The following is a 17155-nucleotide window of genomic DNA, read 5'->3' as shown; positions in this document are numbered from 1 at the left end:
GGCGCGTCGAAGTAGTCGGCGGTCAGCGCCAGCTGCGCCCGTGCAGTTTCATCGCGGTTGACCGCCGCGCTGAACGGTCGCGTTCTCGGGATGGTCCTTCAGGCCGCGGCGGACAAGGCCGGCGGCACGCCGGCGATCAGTGCATCGAAGTAGTCGGCGGTCAGCGCCAGCTGCGCCTGCGCGCTTTCGGCGCGGTTGACCACCGCGCGGAACGCCGCGTTCTCGGGGCGGTCCTTGGCGTACCAGCCCAGGTGCTTGCGCGCGATGCGCACGCCCTGCGCTTCGCCGTAGAAATCGTGCAGGGCCTGCAGGTGGCCGAGCAGGGTGTCGCGCACGAACTGCAGCGGTGGCGCCGGCAGCAGTTCGCCGGTCGCCAGATAGTGCGCGATCTCGCCGAAGATCCACGGCCGGCCCTGTGCGGCGCGGCCGACCATCACCGCGTCGGCGCCGGTTGCGGCCAGCACCTGCGCGGCCTTGTGCGGCGAGTCGATGTCGCCGTTGGCGATCACCGGGATGCGCAGCGCGGCCTTGATCTGCGCGATCGTGGCGTATTCGGCCTGGCCGTTGTAGTGCTGGTCGCGGGTGCGGCCGTGCACGGCCAGCGCGGCGATACCGCAGTCCTGCGCGATGCGCGCGATGGCCGGGCCGTTGCGGTGGTCGCAATCCCAGCCGGTGCGGATCTTCAGCGTCACCGGCACCGGTGAGGCGTTCACCACCGCGCTGAGGATGCGCGCCACCAGCGCCTCGTCGCGCATCAGCGCCGAGCCGGCCCAGGCGTTGCACACCTTCTTCGCCGGGCAGCCCATGTTGATGTCGATCAGTTGCGCGCCGTGGTCGGCGTTGTAGCGCGCCGCCTCGGCCAGCTGCTGCGGCTCGGTGCCGGCGATCTGCACGCTGATTGGGTCCGGCTCGCCGGCATGGTCCATGCGCTGCAGCGACTTGCGGGTCTGCCAGAGGCGCGGGTCGGAAATGGTCATCTCCGAGACCGCCAGGCCGGCGCCCAGGCGCTTGCACAGCAACCGGAACGGCTTGTCGGTGACCCCGGCCATCGGCGCCAGGATCACCTTCGGTTCGATCGTGTAGGGGCCGATGCGCATGCGGTCAGTGTAGCGGGGCGGCAACCGCGCTGCCTCCCCGTGGCGCCGATGTCGAGGCGACTGGCGGCGCGCCGTTTGCCCGGCGCGCCGCGAAACGCCCGCTAGTGCGACAGGCGGATGTTGTCCAGGTACAGCGCCGCCGGCCGGGCCGCGCTGGCGCGGAACTCGATCCGATTGCTGCCGGCATTCAGCGTCACCGGCTGCTGCAGCGTCGCCCAGTCGCTGGCCGAGGTCGTCTGCGCGAACGCCGGCGTACCGGCCTTGATGCCGTTGACGTACAGGTCCACGTTGCCGATGCTCGCACCGGCGGTCGAATACCGCGTCTGCAACTGGTAGGTGCCGGCGCTGGCGATGCGGACATCGTTGCGGATGCTGGCGCCGGCACCGGTGCCGAAGTCGACGTAGCCCATCCCCTGGTAGTTGCGCAGCGGCCCGGAGACGCCATTGGCGACCAGGCTGCGGATGTTGCGGAAATCGAAGTTCTCCGCCTCGTACTGCTGCACGCCGGTGTAGGCGGGCGGCGCGGCGGGCGCCTGCAGGCTCGCGACCGGTGCGGAGGTCGCACGGCCGCTGGCGTTGCCGGTGCAGTGCACGGTGATGTCCAGCGGCCCATTGTGCGCCACGCTCAGCGTCAGCCCGTCCGCCGTCGCCACGCTGGTCACCTTGCTGGGTTGGTGATCGCCGCGATCGGCGAAGGTGTAGGTCGGGGTGGTGGTGGCGCCGTCGATATCGATCGTGTCCGTCTTCAACGCACCATCGGGGGAGTCGAAGTTGCTCAGGTAGATCGACAGCCTGTCGGGGAATTCCTTGATCACGCCGCTGCTGTAGGGCGCGTAGTTCACGCTGACCGCGGCGCAGCTGTTGTACTTGAGCGGGATGGTGCCGTTGGCGGCCTGGTTGGCCTTGGACGGGTTGTAGGTGACCCAGGTGTTGTCCTGGCGCCCGGCGTAGATGGTGCCGGTGTATTCCTGCGGGAACAGCGCATTGAGTTCGTCGAGCTTGGCGGTCATGGTCGGCCAGCGCGCCGCATACGCGGTCTTGGCGATCTGCACCTTGAACGACTTGGCGGTGGCGTCGGTCAGCTGCCAGACGGTGGGAATGGCCGGATAGCGCCCGGTCTTCTTGTACCAGCTGTGCTGGTTCAGGTAGGTGCCGTCGCCGTCCAGCAGGTACAACCCGGAGAACAGCGTTTCCGGCGAGGAATACAGGTTCCTGTCGTCGCCGGTGGTGGTGTCGTTGACGATCACGACCTTGGAGCGGTCGATCACTTCCTGGCGGCTGAGGATGCGCAGCGTGCCGTCCAGAATCTTGCGGTAGATGTCCAGCTGGATGTTGCGGAAATGCGGGTAGAACTCCCAGCGGCGGCTCTTGTAGCCGTCGGCGGTGGTCGCGTTCGGCAGGGTGTGCACCGCATCCAGGGTGATCTGCTCGGGGCCGTCGAAGACGGTCTCGCCGGTGAAGGTCAGGTGCTCGATCAGGTGCGGCGAACCGGCCTGCACCGGATAGCTGCTGCCGTCGCTGCTGTACCAGCCGGTGCGGTCAGGGCGCGTGCCGTAGTGGCCCGCGTAGCCGGACAGGAACATGCCCAGGCTCACGCTCTCGTTGTCGTGGTAGCCGTAATTGGAGGTGAATTTCTCTTCGATGATGAAATTCTTGGCATAGGCGCCGAGGGCGTTCCTGAAGATCTGGTTGCGCTTGACCATGGCCAACGGATTGATGCCGGCGCCGTAGAAGCCGCCGGTGAAGCTCACGTCCAGATAGCCGCCGTACTTGTTGGTGAGCTTGAGCAGGTTGGCCCAATGTTCCCAGCGTTGCGCGGGCGAACCCGAGCAAGGCTGGTCGAATCCCCAGAACTGTTCGGCGTAGTTGAAACCGATGAAGTTGGGGTAGTCGCGGAAGAATTCGCCGTAGGCCGTCGCTTCCAGGTCCGCATTCGGCGCGTAGTCGGGAAGGTGGCTGAAGCCGCCACTGGAAGGTTGGATCATCGCCCATACGCCATTGGCCGCCGCGGTCTTGATCCAGGAGCGCGCGGTTTCCAGGCCGTTCTCCACCTGTATCCAATTGCATTGATTGCCGGTGGCGCCCTGGTGGTTGATGGACAGGGAGATCAGCAGCACGGTGTAGGGACGCAGGTCGGCCGGAATCAGGTCGATGATCTTCTGCGGATCGGCTTCGTTCCAGGTGTCGGCATGGATCAGAAACATCGGCTGGTGTGGCGACAGCGGCCGGCGCAACGATGTGTCGGGCGTGTCTTGGGTATCGGGGGACGTGGTGCTTGGCGCGTCCGTCTTCGGGTGCGAGATCACCGGCCAGGCGCTGGGCGGGGGGGGCGTCACGTCAGGCGCAGTCGCATCGTCGCCGCCGTCGATGTCGCCGCCGCAAGAACTCAACAGGACGCTGAGCAATGCGCAGGGCAACGCATACTGCTTCAATCCTCTGTGCATCTTCATCGGATGATCCATTTAGGAAGAGGGATGGTCGACGCGAGCACGCAGACGGCGCTCGCCGTGCGCCAGAGGACGCGCGACTGCCGAGCGCCGGTGAATCTAGCAAGGACGCGTTGCCGCGAATGCGAATACCCGCACGTTCCGCATCGGTGTTTGCAAAATCGACCATGGATGCTTGCTGGGTAGTGCGTGGCGAGGCTGGCGGACGCGCACGAGCGTTGTGCGCATGCGCAGGCAGCGATGCGATTGCGGCGAGACGACGCGTCAGCATTGCGCTGCGGCGATGCGCGAGAAGCTAAATTGCGATGGCTGCCGCACGCCACCAATGCCGCTGCAGCACGATGCCGCGATTCGATGTCAGCGCGATGTCACCGCAGTCGCGGCAGCGATGACTGCGCGAAAAACAATGCCCGGGCCATCGGACTATCGGCACCGGGCAGGCGCTATGCGCGGCAATGGCCGCGTGCTTCAGCGGATCAGCTGGTACAGCTCGAAGCCCTTGCCGTTGCCGTCCAGGATCAGCAGCAGTTCGTCGGGTCCCAGCGCCACCAGGCGCCCGACGCTGTTGCCATTGGTGCCGTCCGAGACGTTGCCGGGCGCGTAGTGGCCCTGCGGATCGTCGTTGACCGTGCTGGCGCCGAGAAACGCGAACTCGCGGCTGTCCTTGGCCAGCGGATACAGCGTACCGCTGCGGCGCTGCGAGCCGCTGGTCTTGCTCAGGCGATAGCCGCACGGATCGCGCGCGATCTCGGCCTTGAAGTAGGGGTAGGCATAGGCGAAGCGCTGGTCGACCTGGATCGAGCGCACCTTCCAGCGGCCTTCCAGCTTGCCCGGGAGCTGCGGTGACTGCGCGCGCTGCAGCAGCGTGCGCGCCAGCGCTGCGCCGTCTTCCTGGTCGGCATCGTCGTAGTGCGGCGCGATCGCCTGTTGCAGGCTGTCCGCGGAGACGGTCACCGCGGCGCGGTCGGCGTCGGCTGCCGTGCTGTTCCAGTCGCAGCGCTGCGCAGCGAGAGCGGACAGCGGGGCAAGCAGCACGCACAGCGCGCCGAACGACATGACGGAAAAACGGGGCATCGAAAACTCCTTCGAGGATGCGGGCCCGTCGCGGCGACGGGCGGTGGATTCAGTGGTCCGGGTGAACGGGAACGGTGCCGCCATCGGCACGGACGGCTCAGCCGGCGTCGGGCACCAGTCGCGGCATCGACGCGGCAGCGCCTTCGGCTTCGGTCGAACGCGCCGCGTAGTGATTGGCGAAGCGCACATGGGTGGCGAAGCTGGCGTTCGGCGATTGCGCCAGCGAGGCCGCCAGCGCGCCGTTGAACGCATCGCCGGCGCCGGTGGTGTCCACGGTCTGCGCGGCCTCGGCGCCGATGCGGTAGTACGGCTGCGTATCGCCGCGCTGGCGCTCTTCCGGGTGCGAGATGAACGCGCCCACCGCGCCCAGCGTCACCACCACGGTGCCGCCCGGCAGCAGCTTGCGGCACAGCGCGTGCAGGCTGCCGCCATCGGTGGCGGCGACGTCGTCGGCATCCACGCGCTCGCCGACATGACGCGTCAGCAGTGCGGCGAACTCGGTTTCGTTCGGGGTCAGCACGTCGGCCAGCTTGAGCAGGCCGATGCTGGTCTGCGCATTCGCCGGCGCGGCGTTGAGCACGGTGGTCAGGCCGGTCTCGCGCGCCAGCGCCAGGGTCGCCTCGATGGTCTCGATCGGCGATTCCAGCTGCGCCAGCAGCACCCGCGCCGAGCCCAGCAGCGCGCGCTGCGCCTGCACGAAGCCCAGACTCAACGCGGCGTTGGCGCCGGCGCCGATGACGATGGTGTTGCGGCCGTGGCCGTCGACGTAGATGCCGCCGGTGCCGGTCGGCTCGGTGCTGGCCTCGGCGGCCAGGTCGATGCCGTCCTGCGCCGCCAGCGCGCGCGCCATCGCGCCGCCGGCATCGTCGCCGAGCGCGCACACGAAGGTGGTGCGGGCGCCGGCGCGCGCCGCCGCCACCGCCTGGTTGAAGCCCTTGCCGCCGGGGCCGGTGCTGTAGCGGCCGGCGATGGTGGCGCCAGGGGCGGGCAGGGTTTCGCAGCGCCAGACGTGGTCGACATTGAACGAACCGACGACGATGACCGAACTCATAGGCATGTGCTGCTTCTCAACTACTGGGGAAAGGGACATCGCATCAGCCGAAGTGCGACAGCACGCCGGCGATGGTGGCGGTCATGAAGGTGGCGATCGAACCGCCGAGCACCGCGCGCAGGCCGAACCGCGCCAGGTCCTGGCGCCGCTCCGGGGCCAGCCCGCCGATGCCGCCGATCTGGATCGCGATCGAGCTGAAGTTGGCGAAGCCGCACAGCGCGTAGGTGGCGATCAGCCGGCCTTCCTCGCTGAGCTGCATGCCGGGGATCTCGCCCTTGACGATTTTCGACAGCTCGCTATAGGCGACGAACTCGTTGATCACGACCTTCTGCCCGATCAGCGAGCCGACCGTGGTCGCATCCGCCCACGGCGTGCCGATCACCCAGGCGATCGGCGCCAGCACATAGCCGAAGATGGTGGACAGGTTGGTCGGGCGGCCGATCGCCGCGGCCAGGCCGGTGGCGTCGCCGAGCCAGGTCAGCGGCGCGTTGACCAGCGCGATCAGCGCGATGAAGGCCAGCAGCATCGCGCCGATGTTCAGCGCCAGGCGCAGGCCGTCGCCGGCGCCGGCGGCGGCCGCGTCGATGATGTTGCTGGTGGTCTTCTCCACTTCCATCTTGACCGTGCCGCGGGTCAGCGGCGTGCCGGTTTCCGGGATCAGCAGCTTGGCCACCACCAGCGTCGCCGGCGCGGCCATGATGCTCGCCGCCAGCAGGTGCTTGGCGTAGAACGCCTGCTGCGCCGGATCGCTGCCACCGAGCATGCCCACGTAGGCGGCGAGCACGCCGCCGGCGATGTGCGCCATGCCGCCGATCATCATCGTCAGCAATTCGGATTCGGTCATCTTCGGAATGTACGGGCGCACCGTCAGCGGCGCCTCGGTCTGGCCGATGAACACGCTGGCGCAGACGCTGGTGGTCTCGGCGCCGGACACGCGCATCACCTTGGTGATCGCCCAGGCCATCACCCGCACCACCGCCTGCATCACCCCCAGGTGGTAGAGCACGCCCATCAGCGCGGAGAAGAAGATGATCGTCGGCAGCACCTGGAAGGCGAAGATGAAGCCGTTGCTGGTGGTGTCCATCAGGCTGCCGAAGATGAAGTTGGAGCCTTCGTTGACGAAGCTCAGCACCTTCACGAACAGCTGTCCCAGCCAGTTGAAGACCTCGCGCCCGCCCGGCACCAACAGCACCAGCGAGGCGAAGCCGATCTGCAGCACCAGGCCGGTCGCGACCAGCTTCCAATCCACGGCGCGCTTGTTGTTCGAGAACAACCAGGTGATCCCGATCAGCACCGCCAACCCGAACAGGCCGAAGCCGATCCTCCCCAAACCCTCGACCATCTGCTTCCCCTGGATCGCCGGACCAAAGAGAGGGAGCGTAGTGCAGGGGGTGACGGGCGGCAAGGTAAACCCCGTTCAGCGCCGGAAATGGGTTGCCGATCAAGGCGGCGCGTGGATTGCGGGCGCGTGCCGGCCGCCTCGCTACACTGTGCGGCCGCCCGCCGGCCACGTGCGCCGGCTCGCACCGCAGGAGGAATTCGCATGCACTACCGTCGCCTTGGCGCCACCGGCTTGCAGCTGTCGGCGCTGTCGTTCGGCGCCTGGATCAACTTCGGCGGACAGATCGGCCGCGACGAAGCGCGCAACCTGATCGCCGCCGCCTGGGACCACGGGGTCAACTTCTTCGACAACGCCGAGGTCTACGCGCGCGGCCGCGCCGAGCAGGTGATGGGCGATGTGATCGCCGACCTGCGGCTGCCGCGCGACGGCTATTGCGTGTCCAGCAAGGTGTACTTCGGCGCGGTCGACGCGCCGCGCCCGACCCAGCGCGGGCTGTCGCGCAAGCACGTCACCGACGCCTGCCATGCCGCGCTGAAGCGGCTGCGAGTGGACTACCTGGACCTGTACTACTGCCATCGTCCCGACCCCGACACGCCGGTGGAGGAAACCGTGCGCGCGATGGACGCGCTGGTGCGGCAGGGCAAGGTGTTGTACTGGGGCACCTCCGAATGGCCGGCCGAACGCATCCGCGAAGCGGCGCAGGTGGCGCAGGCGCTCGGCCTGCAGGGGCCGTCGATGGAGCAGCCGCAGTACAACCTGCTGCACCGCGAGCGCGTGGAGCAGGAATACGCGCCGCTGTACGCCGAACTCGGCCTCGGCACCACGATCTGGTCGCCGCTGGCCTCGGGCCTGCTGACTGGCAAGTACAACGACGGCATCGACCCGGCCTCGCGCCTGGGCCAGGCGAGCAACGCCTGGCTGCACGAGGAGGTGATCGGGCCGCCGGCGCAGCGCCGCGTGGAGCGCGCGCGCCGCTTCACCGCGCTGGCGGCCGCCGAAGGCGTGGCACCGGCGGCGCTGGCGATCGCCTGGTGCCTGCGCAACCCGCACGTGTCCACGGTGATTCTCGGCGCCAGCCGCGTCGCCCAGTTGCTGCAGAACTTCGACGCGCTGCAGCTGGCCGCGCGCGAAGATGCGGCGTGGTGGGCACAGGTCGAGACGGCGGTGGCCTGAGCCGGCTGCGCTTTCGGCGAGAAGGCAGATGCACGGCTCGCGCGAGCCGTGCGTAACGATCGATTCGTCGGGACTGTCGAAGTTCGTGTTTCTATTCGCAGCTTGAATTGCCGCAAACGAGAACGGCTCTTGCTTAATTATTGAGAATCATTATCATCCGTATCGACCCCTGTGTACGGAGCCCGACCATGACCGCTCAACCCGTCCTGTTGCGTCACCCCGAAATCCTGAGCCTGCGCGAGCGTGCGCTGCCGCGCGCGGTCCCGGTCGAAGAGACGATCAGCAGCGAAGCGCTGCTGAAGGGGCGCCGCGAAGTGCTGATCCAGCATGGCGATCGCGTGTATCGCCTGCGCCATACCAGCAACGACAAGCTGATCCTGACCAAGTAAGCCGGCCGGCCGCGCAGCGCGCGGCCAGGCCACCCGCTCGACACTGCCGCCACCTGGCCGGACCCGATGGGTCCGCCGCGGCCGCCCGCAGTCGCGACCGTTTCTCTCCTCGGCCCTTGCGCCGGCTCGCGCCGGCGTGGCCGGGACTTTTTCGCGACCCACCGATGACTTCCATGATCCGTACCGCTCCGCTCACCGGCGCGCTGTGGCTGGCCCTGGCCGCCTGCGCGCATGCCGCACCCGTCGATGCCACCGATGCAGTCGATGCCGCCAGTTCCGCCACGCCGCGCGATTTCGACCGCCTGCAGGTCACCGCCACCCGCACCCAGCGCGCCATCGTCGATGTCCCCAGTAGCGTCGATGTGATCGACCGCGAGCAGATGGACCAGGAACTGGTCTACGACCTCAAGGACCTGCTGCGCTACAGCCCCGGCGTCTCGGTCACCGGCAACAGCGGCCGCTTCAGCGGCGTCGGCGGCATCCGCATCCGCGGCCTGGACGGCAACCGCGTGCTGATGCTGACCGACGGCATCCCGGTCGCGGACACCTTCAGCTTCGGCAGCTATCTCAACGCCAACCGCAACTTCGTCGACATGGAAACGCTCAAGCGCGTCGAGATCGTGCGCGGACCGGCCAGCTCGCTGTACGGCTCCGATGCGCTCGGCGGCGTGGTCGCCTACGTGACCAAGGATCCGGCCGACTACCTGGCGCCGGGCAAGCACAGCTACGTGGGGCTGAAGTTCGGCTACGAGAGCGAATGGGATGGCCTGTTCGCCGGCGCGCTGGTCGCGTTCGGCGGCGAGCGCTGGAGCGGCATGGCCGCGGTCAGCCACCGCCAGGGCCAGGAGAGCGAGACCCAGGGCGACAACCGCAGCACCGGCGCGACGCGCACCGCGCCCAATCCGCTCAGCAGCGACGGCCGCAGCCTGCTCAGCAAGCTGGTGTACGCGCCGAGCGCGAACCAGCGCTTCAAGCTGACCGTGGAAGGCAACGAGGACTACTCCAGCATCGATGCGCTGAGCAACGTCACCTTCAGCATCCTGTCGCAGCGCGGCCGCGACCACCAGACCCGCGCCCGCGTGTCGCTGACCCACGAGGTGGACCAGCTCGACACGCTGCTCGCCGACGACCTGCAGTGGCAGCTGTACCGGCAGGACAGCCAGAGCCTGCAACGCACCGACGAGCGCCGCAGCAACAACACCCTGCGGCACATGGAGCACGACTTCGACCAGCGCCTGTACGGGCTGCAGGCCAACCTGCACAAGCAGGTGGACCAGGGCCGCGTGGTCCACGATGTCAGCTACGGCATCGACCTGTCGTGGAGCGATACCCATGAAAAGCGCGACGGCTACGCGCAAAACCTGAGCACCGGCGCGATCAGCAAGACGGTGGGCGTGGAGACGTTCCCGGTGCGCGATTTCCCGGTCACCGAGACCACCAAGGCCGGCGCCTACCTGCAGGACGAGATGCGCCTGGCCGACGGCCGCTTCAGCCTGATCCCGGGCGTGCGCGTGGACTACTACCGGCTGTCGCCGCAGGTCGATGCGATCTTCGCCGTCGACAACCCCGGCGTGGCCGCGGAGAAGGTCACCGACAGCAACGTCTCGCCCAAGCTCGGCGCGATCTGGCGCATCGACGACGCGTGGTCGCTGTACGCCAACTACGCGCACGGCTTCCGCGCGCCGCCGTACAACGACGTCAACATCGGCTTCACCAACCTGCAGTTCGGCTACACCGCCATCGCCAATCCGGACCTGAAACCGGAGACCAGCAAGGGCGCCGAACTGGGCCTGCGCTACACCGCGGCGGCAGGCTATTTCGGCCTGAGCGGCTACTACAACGACTACCGCGACTTCATCGAGTCCTACAGCTTCGTCGGCTACAACGCCGACGGCCTGATGCTGTACCAGTCGCGCAACGTCGATCACGTGGTGATCAAGGGCGTGGAGGCCAAGGCCGGCGTGGATTTCGGCGCGCTGGACGCGCGCTGGGCCGGTTGGTCGCTGCATTCCAGCGCCGCCTATGCGCGCGGCGACAACAAGACCGACGCCACGCCGCTGAACTCGATCGATCCGCTGCGCGGCGTGCTCGGCCTGGCCTACGATCGCGAGACCTGGGGTGCGCAACTGGTCGGCAGCTTCGTGGCGAAGAAGAAACGCCCGGCGTCGGCGACGTACTACACGCCGTCAGGCTATGCGACGCTGGACCTGCTGGCGCATTGGAACTTCACCCCCGGCGCGCGGCTCAACGTCGGCGTGTTCAACCTGGCCGATCGCCGCTATATCGACTGGAACAATCTGCCCAGCGCGACCCTGGCCAGCAACGCCGTGCTGGACCGCTATACCGGCGCCGGACGTAACGTCTCGGTCAGCCTGGCGCTGGACTGGTAGCGGCGCATGGGCAAGGCGGCGCCAGCGAGCATCGACGCGACCCGGATCGCCGCATCCGCGCCGCTGCCGCGTCCGGCGCAGCTGGCGGCGCTGGGCACCGTGCTGTGCCTGTACCGCGCGCAGCTGGGCACGGAACTGATGGGCTGGAACCATGCGCTGCGCGTCGGCGCGCAGCTCGGTGTGGACAGCGATGGATTGCTGGAAAGCCTGTGCTTCTACGATCGCCAGGAACGCTGCTGCTGGCGCCTGTACCTGCTGCCGGACAGCGATTTCGTCGCCTGGGATGCCTTGTTGTCCGCATTGCCGGCAGTGCACAGCGGCAGCGCCGATGGTGGCGTCGCCGAACGTCTGTGGCGACGCGTGGCCGGGCGCCTGAGCGGCGACAGCTGGCGCGCGCGGGCGCTGCGCCTGCACGCCAGCGACGGCGAACTGGCGGCCAGCGTCGCCAGTGTGTCGCCGCTGGGCGCCAGCATCGCCCGGCGCATCGCGCGGCTGGAAGCGGCCGAGGGCGAAGTGCTGGTCGACGACTGCTGCTGCGCCCGCGCCGGCCTGCCGGCCGTGCGCCGCGATCCGCAACGGCCCTGGCCGCTGCTGCGCCTGTAAGCGCGTTCCTCCTTTCTTCCTCAGCTATCGCGACCGACCACGACGATGAAATCACCGCTTCTGCTGCTCCTGCTCGCCGCTACCGGCCTGGCCCACGCCCAGGACGCCGATCCGCAACGCGACCGCACCAGCATCCTGGCGATGCAAGGCGAGTACATGGTGGATTTCGCCTTCGACGAGACCGTCCTGCTCAAGCCCGGTTACGAGCGCGCGCCGGCGATGCGCAGCGGCGCCAACGAAGTGGTGATCGTGGTCGAGGACAGCCCGCGCAAGGTGGTGCTGCAGCATCTGCTGGTCGACACCAAGAGCGGCCACGTGACCAAGCACTGGCGCCAGGACTGGAGCTACGAAGCGGCGCAGCGCTTCGAGTTCAGCGCCGACCAGACCTGGCAGGTGCGCCCGCTCGCCGCGGCCGCGACCCGCGGCGCCTGGACCCAGTGCGTGTACGAAGTCAGCGACGCGCCGCGCTACTGCGGCACCGGCCGCTGGGACTACGCCGACGGCCACCCGACCTGGACCAGCGACCTGAGCTGGCGTCCGCTGCCGCGCCGCGAATACACCAAGCGCAGCGACTACAACGCGCTGGCGGTGATCAACCGGCACACCCTGACCCCGGCCGGCTGGACCCACGAGCAGTTCAATACCAAGGTGCTGCGCAAGCCCGACGGCAGCCAGCAGCCGATCGCGCGCGAATTCGGCTTCAACGACTACGTCAAGACCAGCGAGGTCGACTTCAAGCCGGCCTACGACTACTGGAAGGCGACGCAGGGCTATTGGGCCAAGGTGCGCGCGCACTGGGACGCCTTCCTCGGCAAGCCGCCGGGCGTGCACCTGAAGACCAAGCTCGACGGTATGGCGATGATCATGCCGCTGTTCGAGCAGGCCGAGGCGGTGCAGCAGGGCAAGCCGGTGGCCGATACCAAGATCGCCGCGGTGTTCGCGCAGTGGGTGGAGCCGGCGCCCGCCGAGCGTTGAACGCCGCTGTGACGCAGAGCCAGGGTGGGAAGGCGGCCGGGACTGGCGCCTTCCCTTTTTTGCCCGGCGCAGGCAGCGCGCCGCGGCGCCGGGCTACAGGTCGGTCACCAGGTGGTAGCTCAATCCCTTGCGCTCGGGCAGGGTGAAGATCCATGGAAAACCGACCGACAGCCCGCTGAGGTCGAGCCACTGCGGATTGAACGACTCGATCAGGCCGCGCTGCCAGCAATGGCTGAGCCGGGAGATCTCCGCGGCGCGCAGCAAGGCGGCCACTTCGTTCTCGCACTCCTCGTACCACACCGCAAGGATCGCGACCGGATCTTCGATTTGCCCGCGCACGCTGTTGCGCTCGCGCAGGGTCTTGCCCAGGCCATCGAGCGCCTGCGGCGTCGGTGCGGTGGCGATGTAGTACGGGCCGCTGCGGGTCTCGGCCATGATGCAGGCCAGGTACGGCACGCTGTTGCGGGAGAGGGTGTCGCTCATCGGCCAGGCACGTTCTGCATGGGAGTTGCGATTGTGCCGGCAAGCGGAGGCGGTTGCAGCATCCGTCTTGCGCGCTGTCGCCGGGTGCCGACGGTGGCGGCTGCGCACGCCTGCGGCCGCCTTGGCACTGCGCGCAGCGATTGCCGCGCGCGCACCTTGGACTCAGTGCGCGCTCAGTTCTCGCGCAGCGCCAGCGCCGGCGGCGTGCGCAGAATGCGGCGCGTGCCCGACCAGCCGGCGAGCAGGCTCAGCAGCACGCCGCCGACCCCGCCCAGCAGCAGCGCCGGCCACGGCGGCGACAGCGTCAGTTGGAACGCTTGCTGCGCCACCACCACGCCGATCCCCGCTGCCGCGCCGACCGCCAGGATCGCGGCGAGCAGGCCGAGCGCGCCGAATTCCACCAGCACCGCGCCGCGCAACTGGCCGCGGCGTGCGCCCAGCGTGCGCAGCACCGCGCTGTCGTAGCGGCGTTCGCCGGCGGTGGCCTGTAGCGCTGCCAGCAACACCAGCACGCCGGCCAGCAGGCTGAAGCCCATCACCAGCTGCACCGCCTGCGCCACCTGGTCGATCACCTCGCGCACCCGGCCCAGGATCGCGTCGATGTCCAGCAGCGACACGTTCGGATAGGTACGGCTGAGCCCGCTCAATTGCGCCGCCGAACCGCGCGGCAGGTGGAACGCGGAGATCAGGTTGTACGGCGCGTCCTGCACCGCGCCGGCGTTGAGCAACAGGAAGAAATTGACCCGGAACGAATCCCAGTCGGCCTTGCGCACGCTGGTCACGGTGAAACTGCGCTGCTGCTCGCCGAGCAGCAAGGTGATGCGGTCGCCTAGCTTGAGGCCATAGCGCTGCGCCCAGGCTTCCTCCACCGAGGCTTCCGCCGCGGTGCTGTCGGCGGCCCAGAAACGGCCGGACAGCAGGCGGTTGGCGGCGGGGAATTCGTGCCGCCAGGAGAAGTTGATCGGGCGGTCGGCGCCATCGCCGTCGTCTTCCGGACCCTGCTCCTGGCGCTGCGGCGGCTTGCCGTTGATCGCCACCAGCTTGCCGGTGCTGAACGGCTCCACCGCCGCGTCGGTGACGCCGAGCCCGCGCAGCGTGCCGAGCACGTGCTCGGCCTGGTCGGGCTGGATGTTCATCAGGAAGTAGTTCGGCGTATCCGCCGGCAGCCGGTCGCGCCACTGGCCGAGCAGGCCCGGGCCGATCACCGCCAGCAGCAACAGCGCACACAGCGACAGCGACAGCCCGACCAGTTGCACCACGCTCAGCGCGCGGCGCCGGGTCAGCGCGGCCAGGCCCAGCTTCCATGGCCCGCGCAGGCGCGACTGCAGCCGCCGCAGCAGGGCGAGCAGCAGGCCGCCGACCGCCGCGGCGAGCGCGGCCAGCAGGGTCAACCCGCCCAGCACCCAGGCCGCGAGCACGCCGTCGCCGGTGGCGTACACCGCCAGCACCACGGTGGCGATCAGCGCAGCGGCGTAGACCAGCAGCGAGGTCGGCGGCAGCGCGGCGAAGCTGCGGTTGAGCACGCGCATCGGCGGCACGTCGCGCAGCCGCAGCAGCGGCGGCAGGCCGAAGCCGAGCAGCAGCAACAGGCCGATGCCGGCGCCGGCCAGGGCCGGGGTCGCCTGCGGCAGCGGCAGCCGGTTCGGGATCAGGCTGCCCAGCGCTTCGACAAGGCCGATCTGCGCCAGCATGCCCAGGCCCACGCCGAGCGCGCAGGCGGGAATCGCCAGCAACAGCAATTGCAGCGCCAGCGCGCCGAGGATGTCGCGCTGGCGCGCGCCCAGGCAGCGCAGCACCGCCACGCTGTCGATGCGGCGCAGCGCGAAGCGGTTGGCCGCCAGCGCGGTGGCGACGCCGGCCAGCAGCACTGCCAGCAGCGCGGTCAGCGCGAGGAAACGGCCGGCGCGGTCGAACGCGCCGCGCACGCCGCGCTGGGTGTCCTCGATGCCGACCAGGCGGAACGCCTTGGCGCGCGGCTTCAGCCATTCGCGCAGCGCGGCGATCTCGCCCGGCGCGCCGGCGAACATCAGCCGGTACGAGGCGCGGCTACCAGGGCCGAGCAGGCCGGCGGCATCGACGTCGGCGCGGTTGACCAACAGCGGCGGCGACAGCTGCATCAGCTCGCCGGAGGCGTCCGGCTCGGCGCGCAGCACCCGGGTCACGCGCAGCGTGCCGGCGCCGAATTCCAGAGCGTCGCCCAGCTTCAGTCCCAGCGCCTCGAGCAGGCGCGGATCGGCGTAGGCTTGGCCGCGCGGCGGCGGGCCGGCGCGCTCGCTGCCGGCGCCGGCGGTGTCGCGCGCGACCCGCAATTCGCCGCGCAACGGATAGCCGACGTCGACCGCCTTGATGTTGGCCATCTGGCTGGCATCGCCATGGAACAGCACGCTGGGGAAGCTGACCAGGCGCGTGTGGCGCACGCCGCGGCGCTGCGCCTCTTCGGCGAACGTGGCGGGGATGTCCTGGCGCCCAGTGACGCCGAGGTCGCCGCCGATCACCTCGGCGGCGCTGCCGGTCAGCGCCAGGGTCACGCGATCGACCAGGGTGCCGACCGCGGTCATCACCGCCACGCCCAGCACCAGCGCGGCGAACACGGTCAGCAGGTCGCCGGCGAACAGTTCGCGGCGCAGCGCGCGCGCGGCGTGGCGCAGCACGTTCATGCGTCGGCCACCGCTTCGGCCTGGCGCAGGCGCCCGCGGTCGAGCCGGTAGCGGTGCTCGCAACGCTGCGCCAGGCGCAGGTCGTGGGTGACCAGGACCAGGGTGGTGTCGCTGCCGGCGTTGAGCGCGAACAGCAGGTCGCTGATCTGCTGGCCGGTGGCCTGGTCGAGGCTGCCGGTGGGTTCGTCGGCGAACAGGATCCGCGGCCGCGCCACGAACGCGCGCGCCAGAGCCACGCGCTGCTGCTCGCCGCCGGACAACTGCCGCGGGTAGTGCCGCGCCCGCGCGGTCAGGCCGACCGCCTCCAGCACCTCGCGCACCCGCGCCGGATCCTCGCGCCCGGCCAGTTCCAGCGGCAGCGCGATGTTTTCCGCGGCGGTCAGCGACGGCAGCAGGTGGAAGCTCTGGAACACAAAACCGACCTCGCGCGCGCGCAAGGCGGCGCGCGCTTCCTCGTCCAGCGCATTGAGCGATTGCCCGGCGAGCACGATCTCGCCGCGTGTGGGCAGGTCCAGGCCGGCGAGCAGGCCGAGCAGGGTAGTCTTGCCGGAACCGGAGGCGCCAACGATGGCGACGCTGTCGCCTTCACCGATGGTCAATCCGACGTTGTCGAGAATGTGGACCGTGCCCTCCGGTCCGCTGACGGATTTGCCGACATCGCGTACGTCGATCGCGATGCCGGTGCGGGGAGTGGGGGCCAGACTGTCGATGAGGAAATCTCCGGATGCGTGGCAACGATACGAAAGGAACGCCTGCCTGGACGCGCAGCGCCTGGCTCCTGGCCTGTCTGGCATGGTGTCTGCTGCTGCCCGCCATCGCCTGTGCCAAAGGTGCGACGGGGCCGGTGCTGGTGGTCGGCGACAGCCTTAGCGCTGCGCACAACATCCCGGTCCAGTCCGGCTGGGTGGCGCTGCTGGAGCGCCGCCTTCAACAACAGATGCAGGCGCCACCGGCCGTAGTCAATGCCAGCATCAGCGGGGAGACCTCTTCCGGCGCGCTGACCCGGCTGCCGGCGCTGCTGCAAAAGCACCGCCCGGCGGTGGTGGTGATCGAACTCGGCGGCAACGACGCGCTGCGCGGGCTGACCCCGGCGGAACTGCGCGGCAATCTGGAGAAGATGATCGTGCTCAGCCGTAACGCCGGCGCGAAGGTGCTGTTGCTGGGGATCGACGTGCCGCCGAACTACGGGCCGGCCTACCGGCAGCGGCTGCGCGCGGTCTACGCCGACCTGGCCAAGCAATACCAGACCGGTCTGCTGCCGTTCCTGCTGGAGGGCGTGGCGCTGAACCCGGCGCTGATGCAGGACGACGGCCTGCATCCCACCGCCGCCGGCCAGCCGAAGGTCCTGGACAATGTGTGGCCCAAGCTCAAACCCTTGATCGGCGGGTGATTTTCGCGCCGCTCAGGCATATGAAGCGGTCTTCACGCGGTCACCACCGGGCTTCCGGCATGTTTCACAAAGCTGAAGACTGAG

General features: G+C 69.1%; 14 protein-coding genes. 6 read left to right on the top strand and 8 right to left on the bottom strand.

Going from position 1 to position 17155, the window contains the following annotated elements; all coding sequences use genetic code 11:
• Window positions 1-98: 98 nt before the first annotated feature.
• From dusB to HEP73_RS17750, 5 genes are all read right to left on the bottom strand, one after another.
• Window positions 99-1097, bottom strand: a complete 999-nt coding sequence (gene dusB, locus HEP73_RS17770; protein ID WP_185820946.1) for a tRNA dihydrouridine synthase DusB — start codon at window positions 1095-1097, stop codon at window positions 99-101.
• 101 nt (window positions 1098-1198) lie between these two features.
• Window positions 1199-3547, bottom strand: coding sequence for a glycoside hydrolase family 98 domain-containing protein (locus tag HEP73_RS17765; RefSeq protein WP_185820945.1), 2349 nt, complete (start codon window positions 3545-3547; stop codon window positions 1199-1201).
• 465 nt (window positions 3548-4012) lie between these two features.
• Entirely contained in the window at window positions 4013-4618 is a 606-nt protein-coding gene (locus tag HEP73_RS17760) for a DUF4893 domain-containing protein (RefSeq protein ID WP_185820944.1), read from the bottom strand.
• Between the two features lie 97 nt (window positions 4619-4715).
• A complete protein-coding gene (locus tag HEP73_RS17755; protein ID WP_179569391.1) occupies window positions 4716-5669 on the bottom strand; it encodes a ribokinase in 954 nt (317 codons plus the stop codon).
• Window positions 5670-5712: 43 nt separating this feature from the next.
• Window positions 5713-7011, bottom strand: a complete 1299-nt coding sequence (locus HEP73_RS17750) for a NupC/NupG family nucleoside CNT transporter (protein WP_185813833.1) — start codon at window positions 7009-7011, stop codon at window positions 5713-5715.
• 201 nt (window positions 7012-7212) lie between these two features.
• On the opposite strand from HEP73_RS17750, the gene HEP73_RS17745 reads away from it, so the two are divergent.
• The 5 genes from HEP73_RS17745 (at window position 7213) to HEP73_RS17725 (ending at window position 12541) form a co-directional block, all read left to right on the top strand.
• Window positions 7213-8184 carry an aldo/keto reductase gene (locus tag HEP73_RS17745; protein ID WP_185820943.1) on the top strand — a complete coding sequence of 324 codons (972 nt, stop codon included), beginning with the start codon at window positions 7213-7215 and terminating at the stop codon, window positions 8182-8184.
• A 188-nt stretch (window positions 8185-8372) separates the two neighbouring features.
• Window positions 8373-8573, top strand: a complete 201-nt coding sequence (gene hemP / locus HEP73_RS17740; RefSeq protein WP_185820942.1) for a hemin uptake protein HemP — start codon at window positions 8373-8375, stop codon at window positions 8571-8573.
• 173 nt (window positions 8574-8746) lie between these two features.
• The gene (locus tag HEP73_RS17735) at window positions 8747-10963 is read left to right on the top strand and encodes a TonB-dependent hemoglobin/transferrin/lactoferrin family receptor (RefSeq protein WP_185820941.1); all 2217 of its coding nucleotides are present in this window, start codon (window positions 8747-8749) and stop codon (window positions 10961-10963) included.
• A gap of 6 nt (window positions 10964-10969) precedes the next feature.
• Window positions 10970-11566, top strand: a complete 597-nt coding sequence (locus tag HEP73_RS17730) for a ChuX/HutX family heme-like substrate-binding protein (RefSeq protein WP_185820940.1) — start codon at window positions 10970-10972, stop codon at window positions 11564-11566.
• 45 nt (window positions 11567-11611) lie between these two features.
• A complete protein-coding gene (locus tag HEP73_RS17725) occupies window positions 11612-12541 on the top strand; it encodes a DUF6607 family protein (RefSeq protein WP_185820939.1) in 930 nt (309 codons plus the stop codon).
• A 93-nt stretch (window positions 12542-12634) separates the two neighbouring features.
• On the opposite strand, the gene HEP73_RS17720 is transcribed toward HEP73_RS17725, so the two are convergent.
• The 3 genes from HEP73_RS17720 to HEP73_RS17710 form a co-directional block, all read right to left on the bottom strand.
• A complete protein-coding gene (locus tag HEP73_RS17720) occupies window positions 12635-13024 on the bottom strand; it encodes a GIY-YIG nuclease family protein (RefSeq protein WP_185820938.1) in 390 nt (129 codons plus the stop codon).
• Window positions 13025-13197: 173 nt separating this feature from the next.
• Window positions 13198-15681 (bottom strand): ABC transporter permease, encoded by a 2484-nt coding sequence (locus tag HEP73_RS17715; RefSeq protein ID WP_185820937.1) that lies wholly within the window; start codon window positions 15679-15681, stop codon window positions 13198-13200.
• Window positions 15678-16280, bottom strand: coding sequence for an ABC transporter ATP-binding protein (locus HEP73_RS17710; RefSeq protein WP_004426017.1), 603 nt, complete (start codon window positions 16278-16280; stop codon window positions 15678-15680). The genes HEP73_RS17715 and HEP73_RS17710 overlap by 4 nt, the downstream gene beginning before the upstream one ends.
• A 125-nt stretch (window positions 16281-16405) precedes the next feature.
• Here HEP73_RS17710 and HEP73_RS17705 point away from each other — a divergent pair, with 125 nt between their 5' ends.
• Complete coding sequence (locus tag HEP73_RS17705) at window positions 16406-17071, top strand: arylesterase (RefSeq protein ID WP_185813826.1); 666 nt, start codon at window positions 16406-16408, stop codon at window positions 17069-17071.
• The last annotated feature ends 84 nt before the right edge of the window (window positions 17072-17155 follow it).

The sequence above is a fragment of the Xanthomonas sp. GW genome (genome assembly GCF_014236815.1).
Lineage (GTDB): Bacteria > Pseudomonadota > Gammaproteobacteria > Xanthomonadales > Xanthomonadaceae > Xanthomonas_A.
This window is presented reverse-complemented; position numbering and strand designations above follow the sequence as displayed.

Coding starts and splice junctions, on each gene's coding strand:
- dusB (WP_185820946.1), bottom strand. CDS start 1,097: ATGCGCATCGGCCCCTACACGATCGAACCGAAGGTGATCCTGGCGCCG.
- HEP73_RS17765 (WP_185820945.1), bottom strand. CDS start 3,547: ATGAAGATGCACAGAGGATTGAAGCAGTATGCGTTGCCCTGCGCATTG.
- HEP73_RS17760 (WP_185820944.1), bottom strand. CDS start 4,618: ATGCCCCGTTTTTCCGTCATGTCGTTCGGCGCGCTGTGCGTGCTGCTT.
- HEP73_RS17755 (WP_179569391.1), bottom strand. CDS start 5,669: ATGAGTTCGGTCATCGTCGTCGGTTCGTTCAATGTCGACCACGTCTGG.
- HEP73_RS17750 (WP_185813833.1), bottom strand. CDS start 7,011: ATGGTCGAGGGTTTGGGGAGGATCGGCTTCGGCCTGTTCGGGTTGGCG.
- HEP73_RS17745 (WP_185820943.1), top strand. CDS start 7,213: ATGCACTACCGTCGCCTTGGCGCCACCGGCTTGCAGCTGTCGGCGCTG.
- hemP (WP_185820942.1), top strand. CDS start 8,373: ATGACCGCTCAACCCGTCCTGTTGCGTCACCCCGAAATCCTGAGCCTG.
- HEP73_RS17735 (WP_185820941.1), top strand. CDS start 8,747: ATGATCCGTACCGCTCCGCTCACCGGCGCGCTGTGGCTGGCCCTGGCC.
- HEP73_RS17730 (WP_185820940.1), top strand. CDS start 10,970: ATGGGCAAGGCGGCGCCAGCGAGCATCGACGCGACCCGGATCGCCGCA.
- HEP73_RS17725 (WP_185820939.1), top strand. CDS start 11,612: ATGAAATCACCGCTTCTGCTGCTCCTGCTCGCCGCTACCGGCCTGGCC.
- HEP73_RS17720 (WP_185820938.1), bottom strand. CDS start 13,024: ATGAGCGACACCCTCTCCCGCAACAGCGTGCCGTACCTGGCCTGCATC.
- HEP73_RS17715 (WP_185820937.1), bottom strand. CDS start 15,681: ATGAACGTGCTGCGCCACGCCGCGCGCGCGCTGCGCCGCGAACTGTTC.
- HEP73_RS17705 (WP_185813826.1), top strand. CDS start 16,406: ATGCGTGGCAACGATACGAAAGGAACGCCTGCCTGGACGCGCAGCGCC.